This is a genomic window from Stenotrophomonas veracruzanensis, from assembly GCF_032911525.1.
Taxonomy (GTDB): domain Bacteria; phylum Pseudomonadota; class Gammaproteobacteria; order Xanthomonadales; family Xanthomonadaceae; genus Stenotrophomonas; species Stenotrophomonas africana.
In genome coordinates this window covers 41872-67615 of sequence record NZ_JAWJTI010000006.1, presented here as the reverse complement: position 1 = coordinate 67615, position 25744 = coordinate 41872, and the positions used below count along the sequence as shown (strand labels likewise).

Annotated in this window: 22 protein-coding genes and 1 other RNA gene; 11 read left to right on the top strand and 12 right to left on the bottom strand. The window is 67.2% G+C overall.

The window, feature by feature from the left end:
* Window positions 1-19: 19 nt before the first annotated feature.
* The 9 genes from murG to mraZ are packed head-to-tail and all read right to left on the bottom strand — an operon-like array spanning window position 20 to window position 9933.
* On the bottom strand, window positions 20-1108 hold the full coding sequence (murG, locus tag R1H25_RS06965; protein ID WP_317223150.1) for an undecaprenyldiphospho-muramoylpentapeptide beta-N-acetylglucosaminyltransferase: 1089 nt from the start codon (window positions 1106-1108) through the stop codon (window positions 20-22).
* Complete coding sequence (gene ftsW, locus R1H25_RS06960) at window positions 1105-2430, bottom strand: putative lipid II flippase FtsW (RefSeq protein WP_049448918.1); 1326 nt, start codon at window positions 2428-2430, stop codon at window positions 1105-1107. Before ftsW ends, murG begins: the two co-directional genes overlap by 4 nt.
* Window position 2431: 1 nt before the next feature.
* Entirely contained in the window at window positions 2432-3517 is a 1086-nt protein-coding gene (gene mraY / locus R1H25_RS06955; protein WP_010481929.1) for a phospho-N-acetylmuramoyl-pentapeptide-transferase, read from the bottom strand.
* The gene (gene murF / locus R1H25_RS06950; protein ID WP_317223149.1) at window positions 3507-4901 is read right to left on the bottom strand and encodes a UDP-N-acetylmuramoyl-tripeptide--D-alanyl-D-alanine ligase; all 1395 of its coding nucleotides are present in this window, start codon (window positions 4899-4901) and stop codon (window positions 3507-3509) included. The genes mraY and murF overlap by 11 nt, the downstream gene beginning before the upstream one ends.
* Complete coding sequence (locus R1H25_RS06945) at window positions 4898-6406, bottom strand: UDP-N-acetylmuramoyl-L-alanyl-D-glutamate--2,6-diaminopimelate ligase (protein WP_317223148.1); 1509 nt, start codon at window positions 6404-6406, stop codon at window positions 4898-4900. The genes murF and R1H25_RS06945 overlap by 4 nt, the downstream gene beginning before the upstream one ends.
* The gene (locus R1H25_RS06940) at window positions 6403-8247 is read right to left on the bottom strand and encodes a penicillin-binding protein 2 (protein WP_317223147.1); all 1845 of its coding nucleotides are present in this window, start codon (window positions 8245-8247) and stop codon (window positions 6403-6405) included. The genes R1H25_RS06945 and R1H25_RS06940 overlap by 4 nt, the downstream gene beginning before the upstream one ends.
* Window positions 8244-8507 (bottom strand): cell division protein FtsL, encoded by a 264-nt coding sequence (ftsL, locus tag R1H25_RS06935; protein WP_005408074.1) that lies wholly within the window; start codon window positions 8505-8507, stop codon window positions 8244-8246. The genes R1H25_RS06940 and ftsL overlap by 4 nt, the downstream gene beginning before the upstream one ends.
* Window positions 8504-9472 (bottom strand): 16S rRNA (cytosine(1402)-N(4))-methyltransferase RsmH, encoded by a 969-nt coding sequence (gene rsmH / locus R1H25_RS06930; protein ID WP_049448910.1) that lies wholly within the window; start codon window positions 9470-9472, stop codon window positions 8504-8506. The genes ftsL and rsmH overlap by 4 nt, the downstream gene beginning before the upstream one ends.
* Before the next feature lie 14 nt (window positions 9473-9486).
* Window positions 9487-9933 (bottom strand): division/cell wall cluster transcriptional repressor MraZ, encoded by a 447-nt coding sequence (gene mraZ, locus R1H25_RS06925; RefSeq protein ID WP_004143635.1) that lies wholly within the window; start codon window positions 9931-9933, stop codon window positions 9487-9489.
* 323 nt (window positions 9934-10256) lie between these two features.
* Between mraZ and R1H25_RS06920 the strand changes: the two genes are divergently transcribed.
* Together R1H25_RS06920 and R1H25_RS06915 are read left to right on the top strand one after the other, a co-directional pair.
* Window positions 10257-11009 carry an NRDE family protein gene (locus R1H25_RS06920; RefSeq protein ID WP_317223146.1) on the top strand — a complete coding sequence of 251 codons (753 nt, stop codon included), beginning with the start codon at window positions 10257-10259 and terminating at the stop codon, window positions 11007-11009.
* Between the two features lie 101 nt (window positions 11010-11110).
* The gene (locus R1H25_RS06915) at window positions 11111-11590 is read left to right on the top strand and encodes a DM13 domain-containing protein (protein ID WP_317223145.1); all 480 of its coding nucleotides are present in this window, start codon (window positions 11111-11113) and stop codon (window positions 11588-11590) included.
* A gap of 89 nt (window positions 11591-11679) precedes the next feature.
* On the opposite strand, the gene rnpB is transcribed toward R1H25_RS06915, so the two are convergent.
* Window positions 11680-12031, bottom strand: an RNA gene (rnpB, locus tag R1H25_RS06910) — RNase P RNA component class A.
* 111 nt (window positions 12032-12142) lie between these two features.
* The gene (gene rsmI / locus R1H25_RS06905) at window positions 12143-12961 is read right to left on the bottom strand and encodes a 16S rRNA (cytidine(1402)-2'-O)-methyltransferase (RefSeq protein ID WP_317223144.1); all 819 of its coding nucleotides are present in this window, start codon (window positions 12959-12961) and stop codon (window positions 12143-12145) included.
* A gap of 81 nt (window positions 12962-13042) precedes the next feature.
* Between rsmI and R1H25_RS06900 the strand changes: the two genes are divergently transcribed.
* From R1H25_RS06900 to R1H25_RS06885, 4 genes are all read left to right on the top strand, one after another.
* A complete protein-coding gene (locus tag R1H25_RS06900) occupies window positions 13043-14764 on the top strand; it encodes a penicillin-binding protein activator (protein ID WP_317223143.1) in 1722 nt (573 codons plus the stop codon).
* Window positions 14754-15122, top strand: a complete 369-nt coding sequence (locus tag R1H25_RS06895; RefSeq protein WP_170272468.1) for a YraN family protein — start codon at window positions 14754-14756, stop codon at window positions 15120-15122. The genes R1H25_RS06900 and R1H25_RS06895 overlap by 11 nt, the downstream gene beginning before the upstream one ends.
* 110 nt (window positions 15123-15232) lie before the next feature.
* Complete coding sequence (locus R1H25_RS06890; RefSeq protein ID WP_317223142.1) at window positions 15233-15952, top strand: metal-dependent hydrolase; 720 nt, start codon at window positions 15233-15235, stop codon at window positions 15950-15952.
* On the top strand, window positions 15949-17334 hold the full coding sequence (locus tag R1H25_RS06885; RefSeq protein ID WP_317223141.1) for an FAD-linked oxidase C-terminal domain-containing protein: 1386 nt from the start codon (window positions 15949-15951) through the stop codon (window positions 17332-17334). The genes R1H25_RS06890 and R1H25_RS06885 overlap by 4 nt, the downstream gene beginning before the upstream one ends.
* A gap of 152 nt (window positions 17335-17486) precedes the next feature.
* Here R1H25_RS06885 and R1H25_RS06880 read toward each other — a convergent pair whose 3' ends face one another.
* Window positions 17487-18173, bottom strand: a complete 687-nt coding sequence (locus R1H25_RS06880; protein WP_317223140.1) for a winged helix-turn-helix domain-containing protein — start codon at window positions 18171-18173, stop codon at window positions 17487-17489.
* Between the two features lie 46 nt (window positions 18174-18219).
* Between R1H25_RS06880 and R1H25_RS06875 the strand changes: the two genes are divergently transcribed.
* The 5 genes from R1H25_RS06875 to R1H25_RS06855 all read left to right on the top strand — a co-directional run bounded on the left by R1H25_RS06875 (window position 18220) and on the right by R1H25_RS06855 (window position 25635).
* Window positions 18220-19023, top strand: a complete 804-nt coding sequence (locus R1H25_RS06875; RefSeq protein WP_317223139.1) for a porin family protein — start codon at window positions 18220-18222, stop codon at window positions 19021-19023.
* A 467-nt stretch (window positions 19024-19490) separates the two neighbouring features.
* A complete protein-coding gene (locus R1H25_RS06870) occupies window positions 19491-19901 on the top strand; it encodes a hypothetical protein (RefSeq protein WP_317223138.1) in 411 nt (136 codons plus the stop codon).
* Window positions 19902-20690: 789 nt separating this feature from the next.
* Window positions 20691-22112 carry an ATP-binding cassette domain-containing protein gene (locus tag R1H25_RS06865; RefSeq protein WP_317223137.1) on the top strand — a complete coding sequence of 474 codons (1422 nt, stop codon included), beginning with the start codon at window positions 20691-20693 and terminating at the stop codon, window positions 22110-22112.
* Window positions 22113-22324: 212 nt separating this feature from the next.
* Entirely contained in the window at window positions 22325-24709 is a 2385-nt protein-coding gene (locus tag R1H25_RS06860) for an autotransporter outer membrane beta-barrel domain-containing protein (protein ID WP_317223136.1), read from the top strand.
* A gap of 515 nt (window positions 24710-25224) precedes the next feature.
* On the top strand, window positions 25225-25635 hold the full coding sequence (locus R1H25_RS06855; RefSeq protein WP_317223135.1) for a hypothetical protein: 411 nt from the start codon (window positions 25225-25227) through the stop codon (window positions 25633-25635).
* The last annotated feature ends 109 nt before the right edge of the window (window positions 25636-25744 follow it).

The following is a 25744-nucleotide window of genomic DNA, read 5'->3' as shown; positions in this document are numbered from 1 at the left end:
GCGCGGTGGCATGCCTTCTTCATACAGCTTCCTCAAGAATGATATCGGCGATGCGCTCGGCGGCATCGACCTTGGCCAGGGCACGCGCGGCTTGCGCCATCTGCATGCGGCGGGCGGGATTTTCGGACAGATCGCGCAGCAGTGCGGCAATGCCGTCGGCCAGCATTCCGTCCTGCTTCAGCAAAACCGCCGCGCCGCGCTCGACCAGGTACTCCGCATTGCGGGTCTGGTGATCGTCGACGGCGGCGGGGAATGGCACCAGCACGCTGCCGACACCGACCGCGCACAGCTCGGCCAGCGTCGAAGCGCCTGCGCGGCACACCACCAGGTCGGCCCAGGCAAAGGCTTCGGCCATGTCGGCGATGAACGGCGTGATTTCAGCCTGCACGCCGGCCTTGGCATAGGCCTCGACCGCTTCGGCATGCATCTTCTCGCCACTCTGGTGGCGCACCTGCACCGGAACCCCGGCACCGAGCGCGGCGATCGCCTGCGGCACGCCGGTGTTGAGCGCACGCGCGCCCTGGCTGCCACCGACCACCAGCACGCGCAGCGGACCCTGGCGGTCGGCGAAGCGCTGTTCCGGCGGTGCGATGGCGGCGATCTCCGCACGTACCGGGTTACCGACAAACTCCTCGCCCTTGGCGAAGGTACCCGGGAAACCGGTCAACAGCCGGCGCGCGTAGCGCGACAGGATGCGGTTGGTCATGCCGGGAGCGCGATTCTGTTCGTGCACCAGCAGCGGCAGGCCGTGCAGGCGCGTAGCCATGCCACCCGGGCCGGACGCGAAACCACCGAAGGCGACCACCGCACGCGGCTGGCGCTTGCGGATGATCATGCCGGCGGCGCGCAGCGCGCGCATCAACCGCCACGGCGCGCCGAGCAGGGCCAGCTTGCCCTTGCCGCGCAGGCCGGTGATGGCCAGCGTGTCGATCGGAATGTCGTGCTGTGGCACGAGGCGGGTTTCCATCGCACCGTCGGCACCCATCCAGGTGACCGGCACGCCGCGCTCGCGCAGCACGCGGGCCACGGCCAGGCCGGGGAAGATGTGCCCGCCGGTGCCACCGGCCAGGATCATCACTGGACGTGCAGTGTGGGTGGCCGTGTTCATGACAGCCTCCCGAAGGTCGGTTCGATGCGCGACTGCAGGCGGCTGGTGCCGCGTGCAGCATTCGGGGCAGCGGACGCGGATGCGACCGGCTCGGCGCTCATCGGTACGCTGGCGGCCACCGGCGCGGCCGGCTCGTCGCTCGGCTCGGCAGCAACGTCTTCGGCGCCACCGATGCGCACGGCCTGGCGGCGCTCGGCGCGCTTGAGTTCATAGGACACGCGCAGCAGCAGGCCCATCGCCACGCAGGTCATCAGCACCGACGAACCGCCGGAGGAGATCAGCGGCAGGGTCAGGCCCTTGGTCGGCAGGATGCCCAGGTTCACGCCGATCGAGACGAAGGTCTGCATGCTGATCCACAGGCCGATGCCGAAGGCGATGTAGCCGGAGAAGTGCCGCTTCATTTCCACGCAGCGCATGCCCAGCCAGAAGGTCCGGCCGACCAGCAGCGCGTACAGCGCCACGATCACGCAGGTGCCCAGGAAGCCGAACTCCTCGGCGGTAACCGAGAAGATGAAGTCGGTATGCGCTTCGGGCAGGTAGTACAGCTTCTGCACCGAGTTGCCCAGGCCGACGCCGGTCCATTCACCACGGCCCACGGCCATCAGCGCGTTCGACAGCTGGTAGCCGTCACCCTGCTGGTCGGCCCACGGGTCCAGGAAGGAAGTGATGCGGCGCATGCGGTAGGGCTCGATGATCGCCAGCGCGCTCATGCCGACCAGGCCGATGATCACCGGCATCGACATGCGCGGCATGTTCACCCCGCCCAGCACCAGCATGCCGGCGGTGATCGCCAGCAGCAGGGTCGACGAACCGAAGTCCGGCTGCAGCAGCAACAGCACCACCAGGGCACCGGCCACGCCCAGCGGCTTGAGCATTGCCGGCCAGGTCGCATTGACCTCGTCGCGGAAACGCACCAGGTAGCTCGACAGCCAGACGATGTAGAGCACTTTCACCGCTTCGACCGTCTGGAACTTGGAGATGCCCAGGTTGATCCAGCGGCGTGCGCCGTTGACCGTGCTGCCCAGGCCCGGTGCGAACACCGCCAGCAGCAGCACGAAGCAGCCCAGCAGCAGCATCTGGTTGTACTGCTCGATGGACTTCAGCTCGGTGCGGGCGGCGATGACCGCCAGCACGATACCCACCGCCAGGAAGATCAGGTGGCGGTTGAGGTAGTAGAACGGGCTGCTCATCAAGGCGATCGAGCTGGACGCCACCATCACCACGCCCACGCCGGTGAGCGCGATGATCGCGCCCAGCAGCCACTTGTCGTAGCTGCCTTCGATGGCTTCAAGGCGTGTTGCCTGGCGGGACAGGTCGTTCATCTCAGCGCACCTTCAACGTGGCCAGGCCGATCAGCACGAGCACGACGGAGATGATCCAGAAGCGCACTATGACGCGCGGCTCCGGCCAGCCCTTCAGTTCGAAATGGTGGTGGATCGGCGCCATGCGGAACACGCGCTTGCCGGTCAGCTTGAACGAAGCGACCTGGATCATCACCGACAGCGTTTCGATGACGAACACGCCGCCCATGATCACCAGCACCAGTTCCTGGCGGGTGATCACCGCGATCGTGCCCAGCACCGCGCCCAGCGCCAGCGCGCCGATGTCGCCCATGAAGACCATGGCCGGATAGGTGTTGAACCACAGGAAGCCGAGGCCGGCGCCGGCGATGGCCGCGCAGATGATGACCAGCTCGCCGGCGCCCGGAATCTGCGGAATCTGCAGGTAGTTGGCGAATACCACGTTGCCCGAGGCATAGGCGAACACGCCCAGCGCACAGGCCACCAGCACGGTCGGCATGATCGCCAGGCCATCCAGGCCGTCGGTCAGGTTCACCGCGTTGGAGAAGCCGACGATCCAGAAGTAGGCGATGGCGACGAAGCCGATGCCCGCCAGCGGCAGCGCGATCGACTTGAACATCGGGATGTAGAAGGTCAGCGCTGCCGGCACGTCGGCCGTGTAGAACAGGAACAGGCCCGCGGCCAGGCCGAAGATCGACTGCAGCAGGTACTTCCAGCGCGACTTCAGGCCGTTCGGGTCGCGGCGGACGATCTTGATCCAGTCGTCATACCAGCCGATGGCACCGAAGCACAGCATCACCGCCAGCACCAGCCACACGTAGCGGTTGCGCAGGTCGGCCCACATCAGCACCGACAGGGTGATGGTGAGCAGGATCAGCGAACCGCCCATGGTCGGCGTACCGGCCTTGGAGAAATGGGTCTGCGGACCGTCCTTGCGGATCGGCTGGCCGCCCTTGAACTGGGCGAGCTTGCGGATCATCGCCGGGCCGAGCCACAGCGACAGGAACAGGGCCGTCAACGCGGCAAGGATGGCGCGGAACGTCTGGTAGTTGAACAGCCCGAACAGGCTCTCCAACTGCTGCAACCATCGAGCCAGTTCATACAACATGCGGGGATTCCTCTCCTTGCGCCAGCAGCGCTTTGACAATCGTGTCCATGGCGCTGCCACGGGAACCCTTGACCAGGCAGCGCACGCCGGCGTGCAGCTCGTCCTTCAACGCCTGCGACAGCGCGTCATGGGTGGCGAAATGACGGCCGCCTTCGCCGAAGGCGGTAGCGGCAGCGGCGCTGAGCGGGCCCAGCGCATACAGGCGCTTGAGGCCAGCGGCGCGCGCGCGGAGCCCCGCCTGCGCATGCAGCGCTTCGGCGTCCGGACCCAGCTCGCGCATGTCGCCCAGCACCAGCCAGCCCTCTTCCGGCGCGGCGGCCAGGGCATCGATGGCCGCTGCCAGCGAACCGGGGTTGGCGTTGTAGCTGTCGTCCACCAGCACCGCGCCATTGCGCAGCTGATGGGCGATCTGGCGGCCCGGTACCGGCTGCGCTTCGGCCAGGCCGGCCGCAATCAGTGCCAGATCGACACCAGCCGCCAGCGCCAGGCTGGCAGCGGCCAGCGCGTTGCTGACGTTGTGGCGACCCGGCAGGCCCAGCACCACGCGGGCTTCGCCGCTCGGTGCGACCAGGGTGAACTGGCTGCCCTGCGCGCCGGCGCGGATGTCGCGCGCGGTGATGTCCGCAGTGTGCTCCAGGCCGTAGCGCAGTACGCGGCAGCGTGGCGGGGTGCCGACGAAGTGCTGTTCGAACCAGCGGCCGTAGGCATCGTCCACATTGATCACGGCCACGCCATCGGCCGGCAGCGCGGCATAGATCGCGCCCTTGGTCACCGCCACGCCGAGCAGGCTGCCCATGCGTTCCAGGTGCGCCGGGGCGATGTTGTTGACCAGCGCATAGCGCGGGCGGGCGATGTCGGTCAGGTAGGCAATGTCGCCCGGCTTGCCGGCGCCCATCTCGTAGACGGCGTAGTCGGCATCTTCAGGTGCATCAATCACTGCCAGCGGCAGGCCGATCTCGTTGTTGCGGTTGCCCGGGTTGGCGTACACCACCTTGTGCGCGTGCTGGGCTACCTGCTGCAGGATCGACAGCAGCAGGCTCTTCACGCTGGTCTTGCCGTTGCTGCCGGTGATCGCGAACACCTCGGTGCCACGGTCGCGCTGCATGCCGGTAGCGATCTTCGCCAGTGCCAGTTCGCTGTCGGCCACCAGCACCTGCGGCAGTTCGATCGGCAGCAGGCGCTCGACCAGGAGCGCACTGGCACCGCGCGCCTGCGCGTCGGTGACGAAGTCATGGCCATCAAAACGCTCACCGCGCAGCGCCACATACAGGCTGCCCGGGCCAAGGCTGCGGGTGTCATTGCTGACCGCATCGATGGCCACGTCGTCGCCGTGGATCTCGCCGCCGGCCCAGTGTGCGATCAGCGAAAGCAGGGTGCGCTTCATGCGGCGCCCTCCCCGGCCTGTGCGCTTAGCACACCGGCCTTGGCAGCCAGTGCAGCGGCGGCCACTTCGGTGTCATCGAAGTCATGGCGCACGCCATTCACTTCCTGGTACGGCTCGTGGCCCTTGCCGGCGATCAGGATGATGTCGCCGGCACCGGCACGCTTCACCGCCAGGCCGATCGCACGCGCGCGGCTGCGCTGCACGGTCACGGCGGAGGCATCGGTGAAGCCGGCCAGGATGTCGGCCACGATCACGTCGCCATCTTCGCCACGCGGGTTGTCGTCGGTGACGATGACCTGGTTGGCCAGGCGCTCGGCAATGGCCGCCATCTGCGGGCGCTTGCCGGTATCGCGCTCGCCACCGCAACCGAACACGCAGAACAGCGCGCCGTGCAGATGGCCATGCAGGCTGTCCAGCGCCTGTTCCAGCGCGTCCGGGGTGTGTGCGTAATCGACCACCACCGTCGGCAGACCGTCTTCGCCACCCAGGCGGTTCATGCGGCCACGGATCGGCTGCAGTGCCGACAGTACTTCGGCGATGCGCGGCAGCGGCTGGCCCTGCGCGTGCAGGGTGCCGGCCACCGCCAGCAGGTTGTCCACGTTGAAGCGGCCCAGCAGCGGCGACTGTACCGCCGCGCGCTGGCCGTCGATGACCAGTTCGAAGGCAATGCCGCGGCCGTCCAGCTGCAGCGCTTCGGCGCGCACGCTGGCATCGGTGGCACCGCGCGAGCTCAGACCGATCGGCTGCACACCTGCCGGCAGGCCGGCGAACAGCTGGCGACCGAACGCATCGTCAAGATTGATCACCGCCGCCTTCAGGCCCGGGCGGTGGAACAGGCGCGCCTTGGCCGCGCCGTAGCTGGCCATGTCGCCGTGGTAGTCCAGATGGTCGCGGGTGAGGTTGGTGAACACCGCCACGTCGTAGTGCACCGCATCCACGCGGCCCTGGTCCAGCGCATGCGAGCTGACTTCCATCGCCACCGCGCGCGCACCGGCGTCGCGCAGCTGCGCCAGCAGCGCATGCATCTGCAGCACCAGCGGCGTGGTGAAACCGGTCGGTTCAACCGAACCATAAAGTCCGGCGCCCAGCGTGCCGATACTGCCACTGGGCGTTCCGAGCAGATGCCAGGCCTGGGCCAGCAGCTGCACGGTGGAGGTCTTGCCGTTGGTGCCGGTCACGCCCACCATCGCCATCGCCCGCGACGGTGCGCCATGGAACTGGTCGGCCATCGCGCCCATGCGCGCGCGCAGGCCCGGCACGGCGATCGCATCACCCGGTGCCGGCAGTTCGGCAGGTGCCGGCGGTTCGAACAGGATGGCGCTGGCACCGGCGGCGCGGGCCTGCTCGACAAAGCCCAGGCCATGCGCGCCGAAACCGGCGATGGCGACGAAGGCATTGCCGGGGCGCACAGCGCGGCTGTCCAGCACCAGGCCGGTCAGAACGGGGTCGTGCCCTGCAAGGGCAACGTCCGGAAGCAACTGCGAAAGCAACATCGAAGGACTCATTGCGTGCCTCCCGTAGCGGGCGGCGTCTGGGCTTGCGCGCTGGGCAGCGCAGCATCGAATTCAGCAGCGGCATCCACCGGCAGCGCGGCTTCGGCCGGCGGCGCAGGCAGGATCGAGGCCGAATGACCGACCTTGCCGGACTGCTGTGCAACCAGCCACGACTGCAGGTCGTCCAATGGGACGTCCATCAGGCGCAGGGTGCCTTCCATCACGTTGTGGTAGACCGGCGCCGACACCAGGCCGCCGTAGAACTTGCCAGCCTGCGGGTCGTTGATGACGATGACAGTGGCGAAGCGCGGATTGGTGGCCGGCACCACGCCGGCAAACAACGCGTTGTAATGGCCACGCTCGTAACCACCCGGGCCGGTCTTGCGCGCGGTACCGGTCTTGCCGGCCACGCGGTAGCCCAGCACTGCCGCCTGCTTGGCGCCGCCCTGGGTGACTACCGTTTCCATCATCGCCACCACCTGCCTGGCGACACTTTCATCGATGATCTGGTGAGCTTCGTTGCGCTGGCCCTTGACGAAAGTCGGCGCGATCAGCTTGCCGCCGTTGGCCAGTGCCGAATAGGCGGTGGCGATCTGCAGCGGCGTCACGTTCAGGCCGTAGCCGTAGGACATGGTGGTCTTGGTGGCACCATCCCAGTTGGCCGGGCGTCGCACGACGCCACCGGATTCACCCGGGAAGCCGCTGTGCGGCACCGAGCCATAGCCGAATCGGCGCACACCGTCATAGAACACCTGGTCCGGCATCTTCGCCGCGACCTTGGCCGCGCCGATGTTGGAACTGCGGGTGATCACACCGGTCACGTTCAGCACGCCGTTGTTGCGCGGCACGTCGCGGATGGTGAAGCGGGCCACCTGCATGTAGCCCGGATTGGTGTCGATGACGGTGTCCTTGGTCACCGCACCGGCCTGCAGCGCGGTAGCGATGGTCAACGGCTTCATCGTCGAACCCGGCTCGACCAGGTCGGTCACTGCACGGTTGCGGCGCGCGTCGGGCAACGCGCCGGTCAGCGAATTCGGGTTGTAGGTCGGCAGGTTGACCATGGCCAGGATCTCGCCGGTGGTCACGTCCATGATCACCATCGAACCGCCGGCCGCCTTGTTGGCCACCAGCGCGTTGCGCAGTTCCTTGAACGCCAGGTACTGGATGCGGCGGTCGATGCTGAGGGTCAGGTCCTTGCCCGGTTCGGCGGCGCGCAGCAGATCGCTTTCGACGGTCTCGCCCTTGCGATTGCGGATCACCCGCTTGGCGCCGGCCTTGCCGCGCAGCCATTCGTCGAACGCCAGTTCCAGGCCTTCCTGGCCGCGGTCGTCGATGTTGGTGAAGCCCAGCACGTGCGCCATCGCCTCACCCTGCGGGTAGAAGCGGCGGAACTCGCGCTGCGCGGCCACGCCCGGAATCTTCAGCGCGACCACCTTCTCTGCCTCGTCCGGATTGATCCGGCGACGCAGGTACATGAATTCCTTGTCCGACTTCTGCGACAGGCGGCTGCTCAGCTCATCCACCGACATGCCGACCGCCTGGGCCAGCTCCGGGATGCGCTCGGGCGAACGCAGCAGGTCCTGCGGGTTGACCCAGATCGAAGCGACCGGGGTGGACACCGCCAGCGGCTCGCCGTTGCGGTCGGTGATCATGCCGCGCGAGGTCTTGATCGGCAGCTCGCGCAGGTAGCGGGCCTCGCCCTGGCGCTGGTAGAAGTCGCTGTTGATGATCTGCACGTAGGCGGCGCGGCCGACCAGCGACACCGAACACAGGCCGAGCGCCAACGCCACCCAGCGCAGGCGCTGGCGCAGGTTGAAGGCGTTGCGCGGGCGGTTGCGGCCGGTCTTGCTCATGGCCGCACCACCACGATGTCCCCGGCTTCGGGGAACTTCATGCCGAGCTTTTCGCGGGCGATGCGATCCACCCGGTTGGCTTCGGCCAGCGTGGCCTGCTCCAGCTGCAGGCGGCCGAATTCGAGGTTGATGTCATCGCGCTTGCGCTCGGCGCGCGACAGCTCGATGAACGTCTGCCGGTGACGGTGACGCACGAACACGACGCCGATCGCCGAGGCCACGGTCGAGGCCAACAAGATGATCAGCAGCAGCCGGCTCATGCGTCGGCCTCCCGCTTCTGCGCCACCCGCAGCACGGCGCTGCGCGCACGCGGGTTGGCGGCCAGTTCCTCGTCGGTAGCCTTGATGGCACCGCCGATCAGGTCCAGCGTCGGCACGAACGCCACCGCCTCGGGCAGGCGGCGGTTGGCCGGCGGCGCTTTGGCCAGGCGGTTCATGTACTGCTTGACGATGCGGTCTTCCAGCGAATGGAAGCTGATCACCGCCAGCCGGCCACCGGGCTTGAGCCGTTCCACGGCCGCATCGAGCCCGGCTTCCAGATCGGCCAGCTCGCGGTTGATGTGGATGCGGATGGCCTGGAAGCTGCGCGTGGCCGGGTGGATCTTGTCTTTCCCACGCGGCATCACCGAGGCGATCAGCTCGGCCAGTTCGGCGGTGCGGGAGAAGGGCTGCTTCTCACGGCGGGCCACGATGGCACGGGCGATGCGGCGGCTCTGGCGCTCTTCGCCGTAGGTCCACAGCACGTCGGCAATTTCGCGGTCTTCCACGCGGTTGATCCACTGCGCGGCGCTTTCACCGCTGTCCGGATCCATGCGCATGTCCAGCGGGCCATCCTTGCCGAAGCTGAAGCCACGTTCGGCCACGTCCAGCTGCGGCGACGACACGCCCAGATCGAACAGCACGCCGTCCAGGCCTTCGGCCGTCGCATCCCACTGCAGCAGCTGGGCGAAGCTGCCACGGAAGATGGACACGCGCGGGTCCGGCGCAAAATCGCGCTCGGCTACGGCGATGGCTTCCGGATCCTTGTCCATGACCAGCAGGCGCCCCTCGGGACCGAGCTGGGTGAGCACGCCACGTGCATGACCGCCACGACCGAACGTGCCATCCAGATAACGTCCGTTTTCGATCACCCTCAGGCCTTCAAGGACCTGGGTGTACAGGACCGGCAGGTGCACCGCCGGCGACTGCGACACCGGAAGGTGACCGGTCTGCGCTTCTGGGCGCATCCGGGCACCCCGGCTCACAACTTCAGGTCGAGCAACCCATCACCCAGATCCTCGTCAGACAACGTCTGCTGGATCAGGGCCCGATGCGCCTGCTCGCTCCACAATTCGAACTTGTCGCCCATACCGAGCAATACCGCCTTCTTCTCAATGCCCACCGCACCGCGGTGGCTGGCGGGGATGCTGATGCGACCGTTGCCGTCCAGCTCCAGATGGGCGGCCGAGCCGACCAGCTTCTGCTGCAACAGGCGCACGACGCGCTGGGTGTTGGGCTTGGACATGACGTCGTCGCGGACCCGCTCCCATTCCGACTCTGCGTACAGCCACAGGCAGCCGGCTTCGAACGGGTTGTAGGTCAGCACGAGACGGTTGTTGCTGGCGCGCGCGACGAGGTCGCGGTAAGCGGTGGGAACCGCCATGCGCCCTTTATCGTCAACTGTGATGGCCGTCTCGCCCTGGAACACGACGCGTGCACCTATCCTTCGCCCGGTGAAACATTGAACCACGAAAACCCACAAAACACCCGGATTTCCCTCTGATGCCCACCTTAGCAGCGGCCGAAGGGTTGTCAACAACTTTTCAGCGGGGAAATCGCCAGCCACATCAATGGCTTGCAACGACCTTTAGAGAATTGTTCAAGGCTTATCCACAAGTTGCTGATCCGTCTCAATTTTTGAGATTGAACGGAAGTTCAGGGCTGTGGACAGCGCGTGAAACATCGGCCGCGCATTCATCCAAAACGGGCCGGAAGCGGCGTCAGACTGCGCAAACCGTGCACAATGAGGCCATGTGCCTGCTCGCTCTTGGCTGGATGCACCACCCGCGCTGGCGGCTGGTGATGACCGGCAACCGTGATGAGTTCCACGCCCGCCCGACGGCGGCGCTGGCCCCCTGGCAGGATGAGACCTCCGTCATCGGGGGCCGCGACCTGCGCTCCGGCGGCGGCTGGGCCGGCGTGGGCGCCTCGGGCCGGATGGCGGTGGTCACCAATGTCCGCGATCCGCTGGCCGCCCAGACCGGTCCTTCCCGGGGCGCACTGGTGGCCGACTTCCTGCGCGGCCGCGACCCGGCCGCCGTGCATATCGACCGACTGGCCACGGTGGCCTGCGCCTACGCGCCATTCAACCTGTTGCTGGCGGACGGCCACAGCCTGGAGTTCCTGGGCAACCACCCCGCCGAGCGGCAGAGCCTGGGCCCGGGCGTGCATGGCATGTCCAACGGTGCGCTGGACGCGCCGTGGCCGAAGACCCGACGGCTGATGGATGCGCTGTCGGCGTGGCTGCAGGCCGGCGATGAGGACCTGACCCCGCTCTGGGCCGCCCTGGCCGACGAACATCGCCCTGCCGACAGCGACCTGCCCGACACCGGCATCGGCCTGGAACGCGAGCGCTGGCTGAGCCCGGCCTTCATCCGCGGCGATGACTACGGCACCCGCGCCAGCACCGTGCTGCTGATCGACGCCGACGGCCACGGCGAGATCCACGAGCGCCGCTTTGGCCCGCAGGGCGTCGCCCTGGGCCAGAGCCAGGTCGATTTCTGACCCTGTACCTGTTTTCTGTGTCTATAAATGTCTGCACGCACGCCACACGATGATCTGGCGCGGTCCTGCCGCGCGCCTCACCGATCCGCAGGGAGTCATCGATGCGCCGTGTTCTCGTACTTGTCGCCACCCACCTGCTCACCCTCGGCCTTGGCTTCGGCCTGGGCGTCTACCTCCTGCCGATCCTGATCGCCCCCGATGACCCGCCGGTCACACAGGTGCAGGCCGCCATGGGTGACGCCACCTACCACACCACCTTCCGCCGCGACCTCAAGGGCAGCGATGCGGTGCATTGGGCCGAAGGCAAGGTCAGCGTCAGCCCGCGCCAGGTCGCCTTCGACGGCAAGATGGGACCGGGCCCGGATTACAAGGTCTACCTGGTCCGCGACTTCGTCGACAACAAGGCCGACTTCCTGAAGATCAAGGCACAGGCCCAGCGCATCGGCGAGGTGAAAACCTTCAGCCGTTTCCTGGTGGACGTGCCCGACAACGTGGACGTGGACGACTACACCACGGTGGTGGTGTGGTGCGAGCGTTTCTCGCAGTTCATTTCGGCCGGGCAGTACCGTACGCCGGGTTGAACAACATCCCGAGCATCTGAACGGAGAGCAGCCGAGCATGGCTCGGCTCTACTGTAGAGCCGAGCCATGCTCGGCTTACCGTAAGAAAGAGGCGGAGCCGGCCGATAAGCCGGGTTCTGTCGTGGACAGTCATTCCTCTAGGCGTTACGTCACCGCAACGCTCAAGCAACCTACCCGGATCCAACGCGGGCCGCGCCAAAGGATCCCTATTTGGTCTTGCTCCAGGTGGGGTTTGCCGTGCCGGTCTGTTGCCAGACTCGCGGTGCGCTCTTACCGCACCATTTCACCCTTACCGGCCTTCCGAAGAAGACGTAGGCGGTATCTTTCTGTTGCACTTTCCGTCGGCTTGCGCCGCCCAGGCGTTACCTGGCACCTTGCCCTATGGAGCCCGGACTTTCCTCGGCACCCCCGAAGGGATGACGCGACTGTCTGGCCGGCTCCGCCAGCGCGCATTCTAGCGCACGCGGGTGGTTCCTGCCGCGTTGATCGCGACGTGCGGTTCATCCATCCACGCATGGCTTGGTGGGTGCGGACCTTGGTCCGCACGATCCATCAACTCCCGTACAACGCCTTGCGCGGTGCGCCGGTCAGCTCGGCAGCCAGCTTCGCCGCGGTCGACGGCGGCAGATGCTCGCTCAGCTTGGCGTACACACGACGGCCATGGGCCAGCTGCGCTTCCTCATCGTCGCCGGCGCCCTGCACCATCACCACGAACTCGCCCTTGCGCTGGTTCTCGTCGGCTTCCACCCTGGCCAGCAGGCCGGCCAGATCGCCATCCAGTACGGTCTCGAACAGCTTGGTCAGCTCGCGGGCCAGTACTGCCGGGCGCTCGCCGCCGAAGATCGCCGCCATGTCGGCCAACGACTCGGCGATCCGGTGCGAGGATTCGTAGAAGACCATCGTGCGCACTTCACCGGCCAGCGCCTGCAGGCGGTCGCGGCGACCGCTGGCCTTGGCCGGCAGGAAGCCCTCGAAGCTGAAGCGGTCACTGGGCAGGCCGGCCACGCTCAGCGCGGCGATGGCGGCGCAGGCACCGGGAATCGGGCTGACCTTGATGCCGGCTGCACGCGCGGCACGCACCAGACGGAAACCAGGATCGCTGACCAGCGGGGTGCCGGCATCGCTGACCAGTGCCAGCGACTCGCCGGCCTGCAGGCGCGAGACCAAGCGCTGGGCCAGGGCTTCCTCATTGTGTTCATGCAGGGCCACCAGCGGCTGCTGGATGCCGAAATGGGACAGCAGCTGGCCACTGCGGCGGGTGTCTTCGGCACAGATGGCCGCCACCGAACGCAGCACCTCCTGCGCGCGCGGGCTCAGATCGGCCAGGTTGCCGATCGGGGTGGCGACGACGTACAGGGTTGGGACACTCATTTCAGCGGTACTCACGGGGCAAGGGTAGAATCGTAGCGTGTACCCGGCCAAGGCCGCTGCCCTCATCGCATGGACCCGATCATGAACAAGCCCGCCGCACGGATCTCCGCCCTGTCGTTGTCGCTGATGCTGCTGGCCGGCTGTGCCACCACCAGCCTGACCAGTGCACCCGAATCGCCGGCCCAGAGCCAGGCGCTGGCGCTGATCGAACAGGGCAAGCCGCGCGACGCCGCACTGCAGCTGGAAGGCCTGGGCGCCACCCTGCGCGGCGGCGCCCGCAGCAACGCGCTGGCCGACGCGGCCTGGGCCTGGCACCTGGCCGGCGACAGCGCCCGCGCCCGCAGCCTGCTGGGCCAGCTCACCGCGCGCCAGCTATCCGGCGCCAGCCTGCAGCGCTACCAGCTGACCGGTGCCGAGCTGGCGCTGGCCGACAAGCAACCGGCGCAGGCACTGGCACTGCTGAAGGACCATGCCGACAGCGTTGCGGTCGGCCTGCGCACGCGCTGGCTGCTGGCCCGCGCCCAGGCCCTGCAGGGCACCGGCGATGCCTTCGGTGCCGCCAACGAGCGGGCCCGCGCCCATGCCAGCCTGACCGGCAGTGCGCGCAGCGAGAACCAGGCCGCCATCTCCGGCCTGCTCGGTACCCTCGACGACGCCACTTTGCGCAGCCGTGCCGCTGCCCTGCCGGCCAACGATCCGCTGTACAACTTCGCCGGCCGTGCGCTGATCGCGCGTGGCCTGCCGCTGCCGCGCCCGTTCGACCGCGATGGCGCCGCACAGTTCGACACCAGCAAGCGCCCGCCGGCGATGAGCGACGGCTACCGTCCGCCGGCCAAGCTGGCGGTGCTGCTGCCGCTCAGCGGCCGCCTGGCCACCGCCGCGCAGCCGGTGCGCGATGGCCTGCTGAGCGCCTACTACGGTGAAAGCCGCCGCCGCCCGGACATCAACTTCTTCGACACCGCCGGCACCCCGGCTGGTGCCCTCGCCGCCTACGACAAGGCCGTCGCCTCCGGTGCCGACTTCGTGGTCGGACCGCTGGGCCGCGACGAAGTGGACGCCGTGTACGGCCGCCAGCAGCTGCAGGTGCCGGTGCTGGCGCTGAACCGCGGCAAGGACGCACCGCCGGCCGGCAGCGCCGGCTTCTCGCTGGCACCGGAAGACGACGGTATCGTCGCCGCCGAATACCTGCGTGGCCGCGAGCGTGGCAAGGCGCTGGTGATCAACAGCGCCGACGACACCGGCCGCCGTGCCGCCGCGGCCTTCGCCCAGCGCTTTGCCCAGCGTGGCGGCCAGGTGGTGGCCACCGTCGGCGTGAGCGACGCGGTTGGCGATATCGGCGCGCAGGTGCGCAATGCCGGCCAGGTCGATGCCGTGTTCCTCGCCGTGCGCGCCCCGCAGGCCCGGTTACTGGCGCCGCAGCTGGCGCTGGCCGGTGCCGGTGGCGCCACCCGCGTCGGCACCTCGCAGCTGACCGTCGGCAGCGGCAAGGTGGAAGAAGACGTGGCGCTGGACGGCATCGTCTACCCGAACGAAGCCTGGAACGTGCGCAGCGTGTCCGGCTTGCCCTCGGCCAGCCAGGTGGCCAGCGCGCTGCCGAGCGCCCGCGGCGCCGCCGGCCGCCTGTTCGCCTTCGGCGCCGATGCCTGGAAGATCACCGCCTACCTGGACAAGCTGTCCAACGAAGGCGGCCTGGACGGTGCCACCGGCACCCTGTTCCTCGACAGCAACGGCAACATCCTGCGCCAGCCGGCATGGTCCACCTTCAATGGCGGCCGGCCGATGCCGATCGCCGGTGGTCGCTGAGCGCAGCCAACGGGGCTCGGCGGTGGAAGCCGCCGCCGAGCAGCATCTGCAGCAGGCCGGACTGCAGCCGCGCGCGCGCAACGTGCGCTATCGCGGCGGTGAACTGGACCTGGTGATGGACGATGCCGGCACCGTGGTGTTCGTGGAAGTGCGCTATCGCGCGCGATCGGATTTCGGTGGCGGCGCTGCCTCGGTGGATGCGCGCAAATGCCGACGCCTGGCGCACGCCGCGCAACTGTACCTGCAGGACAACCCCGCGCTGGCCAATGCGCCCTGCCGTTTTGATGTGGTTGACGCCACGGGCGAGCCGCCGCAGCTGCGGTGGCTGCGTGATGCGTTCCGGCTGGATGACTGCTGATGTGTACCGTCCGCCTTGGTAAAAGCCGACCTTGGTCAGCGCTTCTGTGCCAACCAAGGTTGGCACCTACCAGAGCGCAGCCTGGTCGGCACCACCGTGGTGTGTGACTGATGCCTTCGATCATCACCCATGCCGCCGTGCCGCTTGCGCTGTGGTGCGCCGCTGATCGCGGCCGCATCCCGCCGCGCCTGCTGGCTGCAGGTGTGATCGCGGCGGTGCTGCCCGATGCCGATGTACTGGCCTTCGCGCTGCACATTCCCTACGCCGATGCGTTCGGCCATCGCGGCGCCAGCCATTCGCTGCTGTTTGCCTGCGTGCTGGCGGCATTGGCCGCGGTGCTGGCGTTCTTTGGTAGCGGCCGACCTTGGTCGGCACCACACAGCCCCGGTAGTCGCCGACCTTGGTCGGCGGTTTCGTGCCAACCAAGGTTGGCACCTACCGAAGAGGCAATGGCGCGCTCTGGTAGTGGCCGACCTTGGTCGGCGGTTTCGTGCCAACCAAGGTTGGCACCTACCAAGGCAGGGCCAACGGTGGCATCGACCGTACAAGCCGCTGTATTCGTCTTCGTCTGCGCTGCCAGCCACCCACTGCTGGATGCGATGACCTCCGGCGGCCTTGGCGTTGCCCTCGCCTGGCCTTGGAGCGAACACCGCTTCTTCGCCCCGTGGCGACCGATCCGCGTTTCACCCTTCGCCCCGCAGTTCTTCAGCGCACGCGGCCTGGCCACCCTGATGTCCGAACTACGCTGGGTGTGGCTGCCACTGGCTGGCGCCGTGGTTGCGTGGAAACTGATTCAACCCGCCCCTGCTGTCCCGCGAGATCCGTCATGAGTCCTGCCCTGCCTGCTGCCCTGGTTGCCGAACTGTCCGCCCTGCTGGGCGCGGAGGGCTGGCGCATGGATGACAGCGCGCTGGACGCCAACGCACAGGACAACTCCTGGCGTCACCAGCGCCCCGCGGCGGTCGCCCTGCCGGCCGATGTGGAACAGGTGCAGGCGCTGGTGCGCGCCTGCCGAACATATGGTGTGGCCTTGGTCGCACGCGGCGCCGGCACCGGCACCACCGGTGCGGCCGTGCCGTTGCCGGGCAGCATCGTGCTGTCGTTCACCCGCATGGACCGCATCGTGGACATCCGTGCCGGTGACCGCTGCGCCGTGGTGCAGCCGGGCGTGTTGAACGGCGCGCTGCAACAGGCGCTGGCGCCGCACGGCCTGTTCTGGGCACCGGACCCGTCCAGCGCAGACATCTGCAGCGTGGGCGGCAACCTGGCCTGCAATGCCGGTGGCCCGCGCGCGGTGAAGTACGGCACCAGCCGCGACAACGTGCTGGGCCTGGTGGCGGTGACCGGCACCGGCGAGGTGATCCGCTGTGGCGGCGCCTACACCAAGGACTCCACCGGCTACGACCTCACTCATCTGCTGGTGGGCAGCGAAGGCACGCTGGCGCTCATCGTGGAGGCGACGTTGAAGCTGACCCCGCTGCCGGTCAGCCAGGCCGGCCTGCGCGTGCTGTACCGCGATGCCGATGCAGCCGCCGCTGCGGTGTCGCGCCTGATGTCGCAACCGGTGGTGCCCACCCGCCTGGAATTCATGGACGCGCGCAGCCTGCAGCTGCTGCGCCTCAATGGCGCCGAGGTGCCCGAGGCCGGCGCGATGCTGCTGGTCGAAGCCGATGGCGACCACGACACCCTGCCCTATCTGCTGCAGGCACTGGCCACGGCCGCCGAGGGCGATGGAATGATCGCGCTGGACGTGGCGATGGAAGGCCGCGCGCGCGACCAGCTGTGGGCGGCGCGCAAGGCGCTGTCGCCCGCACTGCGCAGCGTGGCGCCGGGCAAGATCAACGAAGACGTGGTGGTGCCGGTGTCGCGCATCCCGGATCTGGTGGCCGGTGTGCAGGCGCTGGCACGCGAGTACACGTTGACCATCGTCACCTTCGGCCATGCCGGCAACGGCAACCTGCACGTCAACATCCTGTACCACCCGGAAGACGCCGACGAGAATGCGCGCGCGCATGCCGCGCTGCCGAAGATCTTCGAACTGACGCTGGCGCTCGGTGGCACGCTGTCCGGCGAACACGGGATTGGATTGGCCAAGCGCGATTTCATGGCCCGGGCGTTCACTCGCGAAACGCTGGCGGCGATGCGTGCGATCAAGGCCGCGCTGGACCCGGATGGCATTCTCAACCCCGGCAAGGTGCTGCCGGCAGCGTGAGGTTCGACCGGCCACCGCGCATATGCGCTTCTGACCGGCATTCTTCATCACAGAGGGAACCGACTCCACACGATTCATGTCGGCGGATGCCCCCTCTCTGCCTGCATCGTGTACAGCGGTAAACCACGGTCGCTGGACGGCCACGCGCCAGCTCACTGCCAGCCGGCATGACTGAAGAAGTAGCCCTGCCCACGCACCGTCTTGATCCGGGCCGTGTCCGGTTCGGTGTCGCCCAGCTTGCGCCGCAGCCGGGAAATGCGCGCATCGATGGAGCGATCCATTCCATCGAAGCCAATGCCTCGCAATTGCTTGAACAACCAATCGCGCCCCAGAATGCGCCCCGCATTGGACGCCAGCACCGTAAGCAGATCGAACTCGGCCGTGGTCAACGCGACTGGCTTCCCGGCCAAGGTGACATTGCGTGAGGCCATGTTGATGCACAACTGGCCGAAGTCGAGCCGCTCCGGTGGCACATCGGCCTGTCGGCGGCGCAGATGCGCGCGCAGCCGCGCCATCAACAGGCGCGGCTCCACTGGCGTGGAAACATAGTCGTCCGCGCCAAGCTCAAGGGCGAGCACCTGGTGCAGGTCATCGACACGCGCACTGAGGATGAACAGCAGACCCGTGTAGAGAGGGCGGACCAAGCGGCACAGATCCAGGCCATCCATGTCGGGCAGCCCCAGATCCAGCAGCACGACATCAGGCGGCTCGGTGGCGATGGCGTGCAGCGCGCTGGCTCCGTCCCGCAGATGCTGCAGGTCGAACCCATGGCCCTGCAGGTAACGGCTGACCACGCTGGCCAGCCGCTCATCGTCTTCCACCAGCAGCAATCGAATCATGCGTATGCGTTCCACCTGTGAGGTGGCGGCATGCTAGTGAACGTTCATGCGCACACAGCAGTGGCAATCGCGACATTCGCCAAGCGTGTTACTGCTGCGTTCAACGTCCAGGATCGTTACAGAGCGTCTTGAAACCGGACGCAGCTACGGTGAATTCACTAAGGAAAGCACAGCACTCCATCTTCAGCATGGTTGGTCCCAACCACAGAGATCTCACTCCATGCGCAAGACCCTCTCCCTGCTGGCCATCATCCCCTGCATGCTGCCGGCCATGGCCAGCGCTCAATCATCTGATCGGGATGGCGCCTATGGCTTCGCCGGCATCGGCTCGTATGCGGTCACCATCCCGGCCAGCAGCAATGTCGCCCCCGCGTACCGGGACACCCGCTGGAAGAACAGCAAGCTTGGCTTCCATGCCGGGGCGGGCTACCGCATCAACGACCACTTCGCCCTGGAACTGGCGGCACAGGCCCAGGGCGGTGGCAGCAAAGCCCGCACGCCGACGCAGGCGGGCGACACCCACGTGCGCAGCAGCAGCCGCGCATTGAAGCTTTCGGGTCTTGGCGTGTTGCCGCTGGGTGATCGATTCGAACTCTTCGGTCGCGCCGGCATAGGCGCCATGCGTACCTCGCTGACCGCCACCACCGTTGAGTTCGATCACAAGGCCACCTCCGGCACGCTGGCACTGCAGTACGGGCTGGGCGCAAGCATGCGGCTGGGCGAGCGCAGCTTCGTACGAACCGAATGGAATGTGCTGCGACCCACTGGCAAGAGCACGTCGGCTGCGCCTTTGGCGGGCGAGCGGGTGTATGCGAGCCAAATGAACGTCGCGTTCGGTCGCCATTTCTAAGCCTGCGCAGCCAGACCCTGCTCGACTGCTCTTCGTCTTTGTAGAGTCGAGCCATGCTCGACTGCTCCTGGCAGCAGCCGAGCACAGGCTCGGCTCTAAAGGCTTGTCGCAATCGGCACGCACGTGCATTGCGCCACCGCCTTGCGAGTTTTTCGACGTTTCAAACTTTTCTGATTGGCAGCACAGGCGCTGCGTGCGAATCATGTATCGCCACCGACAACGGGTGGCACGGGCTTGCAATCCCGTTTGGTAGCTCAGTTGTTTACGCTTGTCTGCCGGCGTCGCTCTTTCCTTGTTGAGCGGCGCCGGCAGGCAATCCGTCCGCATGTTTCATGGTGGGCGGTGCGTGGGGGCCTCGTGCCCGCCGGCGTTTCGCTGAGTTACCACCGGTATTGCAACCACGCACCGTCCGCCACCCTCGCCGTTAAGCGGGGTGGCTCCTTCGCTACACGCATAAGGAAGCCGCCATGAGCGCCCATCGCTATCCGTTTCTGTTCGCCACCCTGGACGAAGCCGCCCAGCAACTGCCCGACGAACAGGCCCGCACACTCGAAACCACCTTGGCCAGCCTGCAGGCCGATTCGGCCCACGGCGGCGTAACCCTGCTCAGCGCGCTGCGGGACATCCACGAAGTCGATGCGGCCGACGGCCAGCCGTTGCCGGTGCATGGCCGCACGCAGAGCCAGCGCTGGGCGACCACCCGCATCGACCGGGCCAATGCCGGGCTCACATTCCTGCTGGAACTGCTGCAGGCCAGCGAACGTGTGCGCGTGGATGGCGAGGAAAGCCAGTACCTGGGTGACCACGGGCGTGAGGCGCTGCTGCTGGCCTGCCGGGGCTTGTGCGAATACGTGGGGTTGCAGGTGCACGCGGCCTGAGCGGCACGGTCTTCGTTGTCGCCGGGCATGGTTTGGCGCGACCGTCCATTCCGCCCGTGTAGAGCTGAGCCCATGCTCGGCTGCTCCTGGCGTTGATTCCGGTAGAAGCAGCCGAGCATGGCTCGGCTCTACAAGAGCGCCGCGCGCCGTTCCACTGTCTGCGCCCGGCGGTCCAACGGGTAGCCTGTGCGCTCAATCCGGTGAAGAACCTCCACGCTGGTAAGCCGGCGTCACTCATTGCCCGTGGGCGACAAAGGTAGGGAAACCGCCCACAGCGCGGCGTCCTTGCTCACGCCTGCGCATACGCGGTGCCCACCATCGCCTGCCTCACCCCCCAAACCCTGCTGTCGCCGCGGCGGCGCCGCCCATAGCGCTGTTGCAACTTGTTGCAGTGACTTTGGCTGGCAGTCGTGATCTGCTGGGGGGTGACCAGAACCGAGGCTTTGCCATGCAGCTCAGGACACTCCCTGAAGATGCGCCGGAGCGGCTCCAGCTGGCCCAGTGGTACAACCGGACAGCGACGGATTCCCGCACCTGATGGCAACGTTCGAAGGTGACCGGGTGTTCGCCGCCGTACAACTCAAGCGTCGGGAGACGCCCTCTTTCCGCAATGCGGGCACTGGCTTGGCGGCGCGTTCGTTGCCGATGCACAGCGCGACCGAGGGTTGGCGGGTAGGCTGGCCTTGGAGCGGCCGGCTTGGGCCGGCTGTTGATTGAAGCCCGCCGCCAACAGCGCCCTGCGCTGAATGACCAGGCCGCCAACGGCCTGCTCGCTGGAGATCAAGCACCATGTTGCGACTGGACGATATAGAGCTTCAATTCAACGGCCGCGCGCTTTTCAGCGGCGTGAACCTGCGCCTGCCTGCCGGCGCGCGGGTCGCCCTGATCGGCAACAACGGTACCGGCAAGAGCAGTCTGCTGCGCATGCTGGCCGGACAGGCAATGCCCAGTACGGGGCAGATGCGCTGGCGCGACGGCACATCGGTTGCCTACGTGCCACAGCACGTGCTGGATGGCTCGGCGCGCAGTGGCGGCGAACAGATGCGCCACGCCCTGGCACGTGCGCTGGACGCAGGGCCGGATGTGCTGCTGCTGGACGAACCCAGCAACCACCTGGACCGCAGCGCACGGCGCTCGCTGCTCGCCCGGCTACGCCAGTATCACGGCACCTTGGTGATTGCCTCACATGACACCGCCCTGATCGAGACGCTGTGCGACACGCTGTGGCATATCCACAACCAGCGTATCGAGGTCTTCCAGGGCCGCTATCACGACCATCAGCTGGAACTGCAGCGCCGTCGCGACGCGCTGGATCGTACCGTGCGCGACCTCGACCGCGCACAGTCGCACGCCCACGACGCGCTCATGCGCGAACAGGAACGCGCCGCCTCCTCGCGCAAGCGTGGCGCGGTGAAGGTGGAGCAGCGCAAATGGGGCACGGTGCGCTCGGCCACCAAGCTGGAGCGCGGAAACACCACGGCAGGGCAGAAACGCCAGCAGATCCGTGAGGTACAGGAGGACATCGCCGAGCGCCGCCGGCAGCTGCAGCGCGAAGAAGCCATCGCGCCGCGCTTCCAGCTTCCGGCCGGCTGGCGCCGGGAGGGTGTGGTGGTGCAGATCACCGATGGCGCGTGCGGTTACGGCCCCCCCCTGGTCGTGCAACGGCTCCAGGTGCGCCTTGAAGTGGGCGACTGCCTGCTGGTGACCGGCGACAACGGCAGCGGCAAATCCACCTTTGCTCGGGCCTTGCAGGGGGGCACCGACGTCCGGCGTGAAGGCGACTGGCTGCTGCCAGCAAAGGAGCAGGTGGCGCTGATCGACCAGCACTACGACGCATTGCCAGCCGAACTGACGCCGGTACAGGCGATGGCCGCATGCCAGCCCCAATGGACACCGTCGGAATGCCGGCTGCACCTGGCCGACTTCCTGTTCCGTGGCGACGCGCCCGCGCAGACCCCTGTGGGCCGCCTGTCGGGCGGTGAACGCGCGCGCCTGGCCCTGGCCCTGATGGCGACGCATCCCCCCGCGCTGCTGGTAATGGACGAGCCCACCAACAACCTGGATCTGGGCCTGCGCGCGCACCTGCTGCAGGTTCTGCACGCCTACCCCGGCACCCTGGTGGTCATCTCCCACGATGAGGGTTTCATCCAGTCGCTGCAGCCCACGCAGCAGCTGGATCTGCCAGTCGGCAACGGCGCCGGCGCACGCTGAACCGGCCGGCAACGGATCGGGCCGATCGCGACGCTTTGCAACAAATTGCATGGGACCCGGGCCCCTGTACCGGAACAATTCGAGTCGAAGTGGACATGCCCGGTCGTCTTTGGCATAGCATCGCCGAAAGGCCAGATCCCCCGGAAGCGCGGGGTCACGGCCGGCGAGGCGGCTGTCCATACCAGACACATTCGTCCGATCAGGAGTGATCCATGCGCCGTCATTCTGCACGCCTCCAGCGCTGTACCATGCGCCCCCTCGCCCGCTGCCTGCTGTTGGCCCTGGCGGCTCTTCCCCCAACACACGTACTGGCACGCGACCTGGATGGTCAGTCCGCGACCGTGCGTGAGAGCACCGCAGTCGAAACCTGGGACCTGATCAATGGCGCCTCTTTGACGGTTGACGGGGGCCGCACGGAGGGGATCACCAGCGAAGACTCGCTGGTGACGCTGCGCGACGGCCGCGTCGAAGCGCTGGCCAGTGGCGCAATCGCCAACGTGGTGCTGCGCGGCAGGTCCACACTGGACATGACCGGCAGCACCCTGCATGACGGGCAGGTCTTGGTGGCAGACCTTTCTACGGCGCGTATCACCGGCAGTACGCTGCATTCGGTGGGCGCCAGCTCGCGTTTCAGCGTGGGTATCTCCCTTGAGAAGTCCCCAAGCACATCCGATGCCGACAGCACGGTCATCGTCGATTCTTCCTTCGTGCGGGCCGAGGCATCGCCAGGTGCAGTCGACGTGAGCAACGGCCACGCTGTGCGGCTGCAGCAGGGCACTGCCATCCTGCAGAACGGCACGCGCGTGGAGGGAGCAAACTCCGGCGTACTGCTGCTGGGTGGTACTTACAGCGCTCTGCTCGGCCAGCCGATTACCCTGCGCGTGGACAACGCCCAGGTTGCTTCGGACAACGGCGCCGCCATATGGGTGGCGCCGCGCAGGCTGGTGCGCTACGACATCACCATCGCCAACGGTTCGCAGCTGTCCGGCGGTGATGGCCATCTGCTGCTGGTGCGTCCTGACGGTGTCGCTACAGGTGAGGCCGAGGTCTATTTCACCGTGGACGACGCCCGTCTGGCCGGTGACATCACCTTCGATTCCGACCGCGTCAGCGGAAACCTGGACGTCGTGCTGCGCAACAAGGCGCAGATTGACGGGCGCTTCAATGGCGTCACCTCGGCCGACATCGGTAATGAAAGCACCTGGCTGATGACCGGCGACAGCAATGTCGGTGCGCTCACCTTGGGCGCCACTGGCACCATCGGCCTGGGCAATGGCAGCACCTTCAACACGCTCACCGTGGATGAGTTCACCGGCAACGGCGGCACCCTGCTGTTCAACACCGTGCTGGGCGACGACACCTCGCTGACCGACAAGCTGATCATCACTGGCGATGCCAACGGCCTGGCCAACGTACGCGTGCTCAATGCCGGCGGCGCCGGTGCCAAGACGGATCGCGGCATCGAGCTGATCGACATCGGCGGCGCGTCCAACGCGCAGTTCGATCTGGTCGGCCGCGCCGTGGGTGGGCAGTACGAATACTTCCTGGTGAAGGACGCCAACGGCAACTGGTACCTGCGTTCGGAACTGACCACCACGCCGGACCCGTGCAAGATCGACCCGACCCTGCCGGACTGCACCCCGATCACGCCGATCGACCCGATTGATCCCATCGACCCGGTGCCCGTGCTGCGCCCGGAAGCCGGCGCCTACCTGGCCAACCAGTTCGCGCTGGACCGGATGCTGCGCCATCAGTATCGCGACCGCCAGGGCGGCGCTGCAGCGGCGGACGGCATTCGTGGCTGGGCCCGCGTGGATGCCAACCAGAGCAAGCTGGGCGCAGTGAATGACCAGCTCGACCTGCGCGTGGACCGCTCGCGCCTACAGCTGGGTGCGGACATCGGCGTATTCGACGACGGCCGTGGCCGCGTGGGCGTGATGGGTACGCTGGCGCAGTCCAGTGCCACCTCGCGTTCGCAGCTGACCGGCTACAGCGCGCGCGGCAAGCTGGAAGGCGGCGCGTTGGGCGTGTACGGCAACTGGGCCACCGATGCGCTGTATGCGGATGCCAGCGTGCAGCGCGGCCAGTTCCGCAACCGCGTGCAGGGCGAAGGCCTGGCCGAGGAACGCTATGACTCGGATATCTGGCAGAGCTCGGTGGAAGCCGGTTACCGCTTCGGCATCGGCCAGATCGGCAACACCGCGTTGAGCCTGCAGCCGGAACTGCAGCTGATCTACACCGACGCAAAGACCGACGTGCATACCGAAAGCAACGGCACCGTGGTGCGTGCCGCCGGCAACAGCGGCCTGTCCGGCCGTGCCGGCCTGCGCCTGCAGGGTGAATCGCGCTCGGCAGCGGGTGCCTCGGTCAGCCCGTACCTGGCGGCCAACTGGTACCGCGATGGTGCGGGCAATGGCATCGCCTTCGACGATGAAGTGCTGAAGGCCGGCATTCCGCGCAACCGCTATGAGCTGAGTGCGGGTGCGCGCGTGGAGTTCCGTTCCGGGTTCAGTGCATGGGGCGGGCTGGGTGTGATGCGCGGCGACCACGGCTATCGCGAAGCCACGGGTAACCTGGGCGTTGCGTACACGTGGTGAGGTAGATGGAACAACGGCGCCGGAGAGATCCGGCGCCGTTTTTGTTTTGGCGCGTAAAAGCGGGTGCGTGCCGCTTCTGTAGAGTCGAGCCATGCTCGACTGCTCTTGGCGCCAACCACGGCAGAAGCAGCCGAGCATGGCTCGGCTCTACAGGTTTGTCGCAATCGGCACGCACGGCCGTTGGACCCTCGCTTTGCGAGTTTTTCGAAGTTTCAAACTTTTCTGATTGGCAACACAGACGCTGCATGCAAATCATGTATCGCCACCGGAAATGGGTGGCACGGGCTTGCAATCCCGTAAGACAAACATGTTTACGCTTGTCAGTCGGCGTCGCTCTTTCCTTGTTGGGCGGCGCCGACTGACAATCCGTCTCTGCCTCCATGGCGGGCGGTGCGTGGGGGCCTCGTGCCCGCCGGCGCTTTGCATGTTTGTCCCCGGTATTGCAACCACGCACCGTCCGCCGCCCTCGCCGATAAGCGGGGTGGCTCCTTCGCCCTACGCATAAGGAAGCCGCCATGAGCGCCCGTCACTATCCCTTTCTGTTCGCCACTCTGGGCGAAGCCGCCCAACAGCTGCCCGACGAACTGGCCCGCACCCTCGAAACCACGCTGGCCAGCCTGCAGGCCGAATCCGCCCACGGCGGGCCAACCTTGCTCAGCGCACTGCGGGACATCCACGCGGTGGATGCGGCCGACGGCCAGCCCTGGCCGGTGCACGGCCGCACGCAGAGCCAGCGTTGGGCGTTGTCGCGTATTGATCGTGCAAACGCCGGGCTGACGTTCCTGCTGGAACTGCTGCAGGCCAGCGAGCGCGTGCGTGTGGATGGTGAGGAGAGCCAGTTCCTGGGTGACAACGGCCGCGAGGCGCTGCTGCTGGCCAGCCGGGGCTTGTGCGAATACGTGGGTCTGCAGGTGCACGCCGCCTGACAGGCAGGGTCTTCGTTGCCGCCGGGCATGGCCCGGCGCTACCGCCGCGTCGGGCATGGTTCGGCGCGACCGCCTCATACCGTTGCTGTAGAGCCGAGCCATGCTCGGC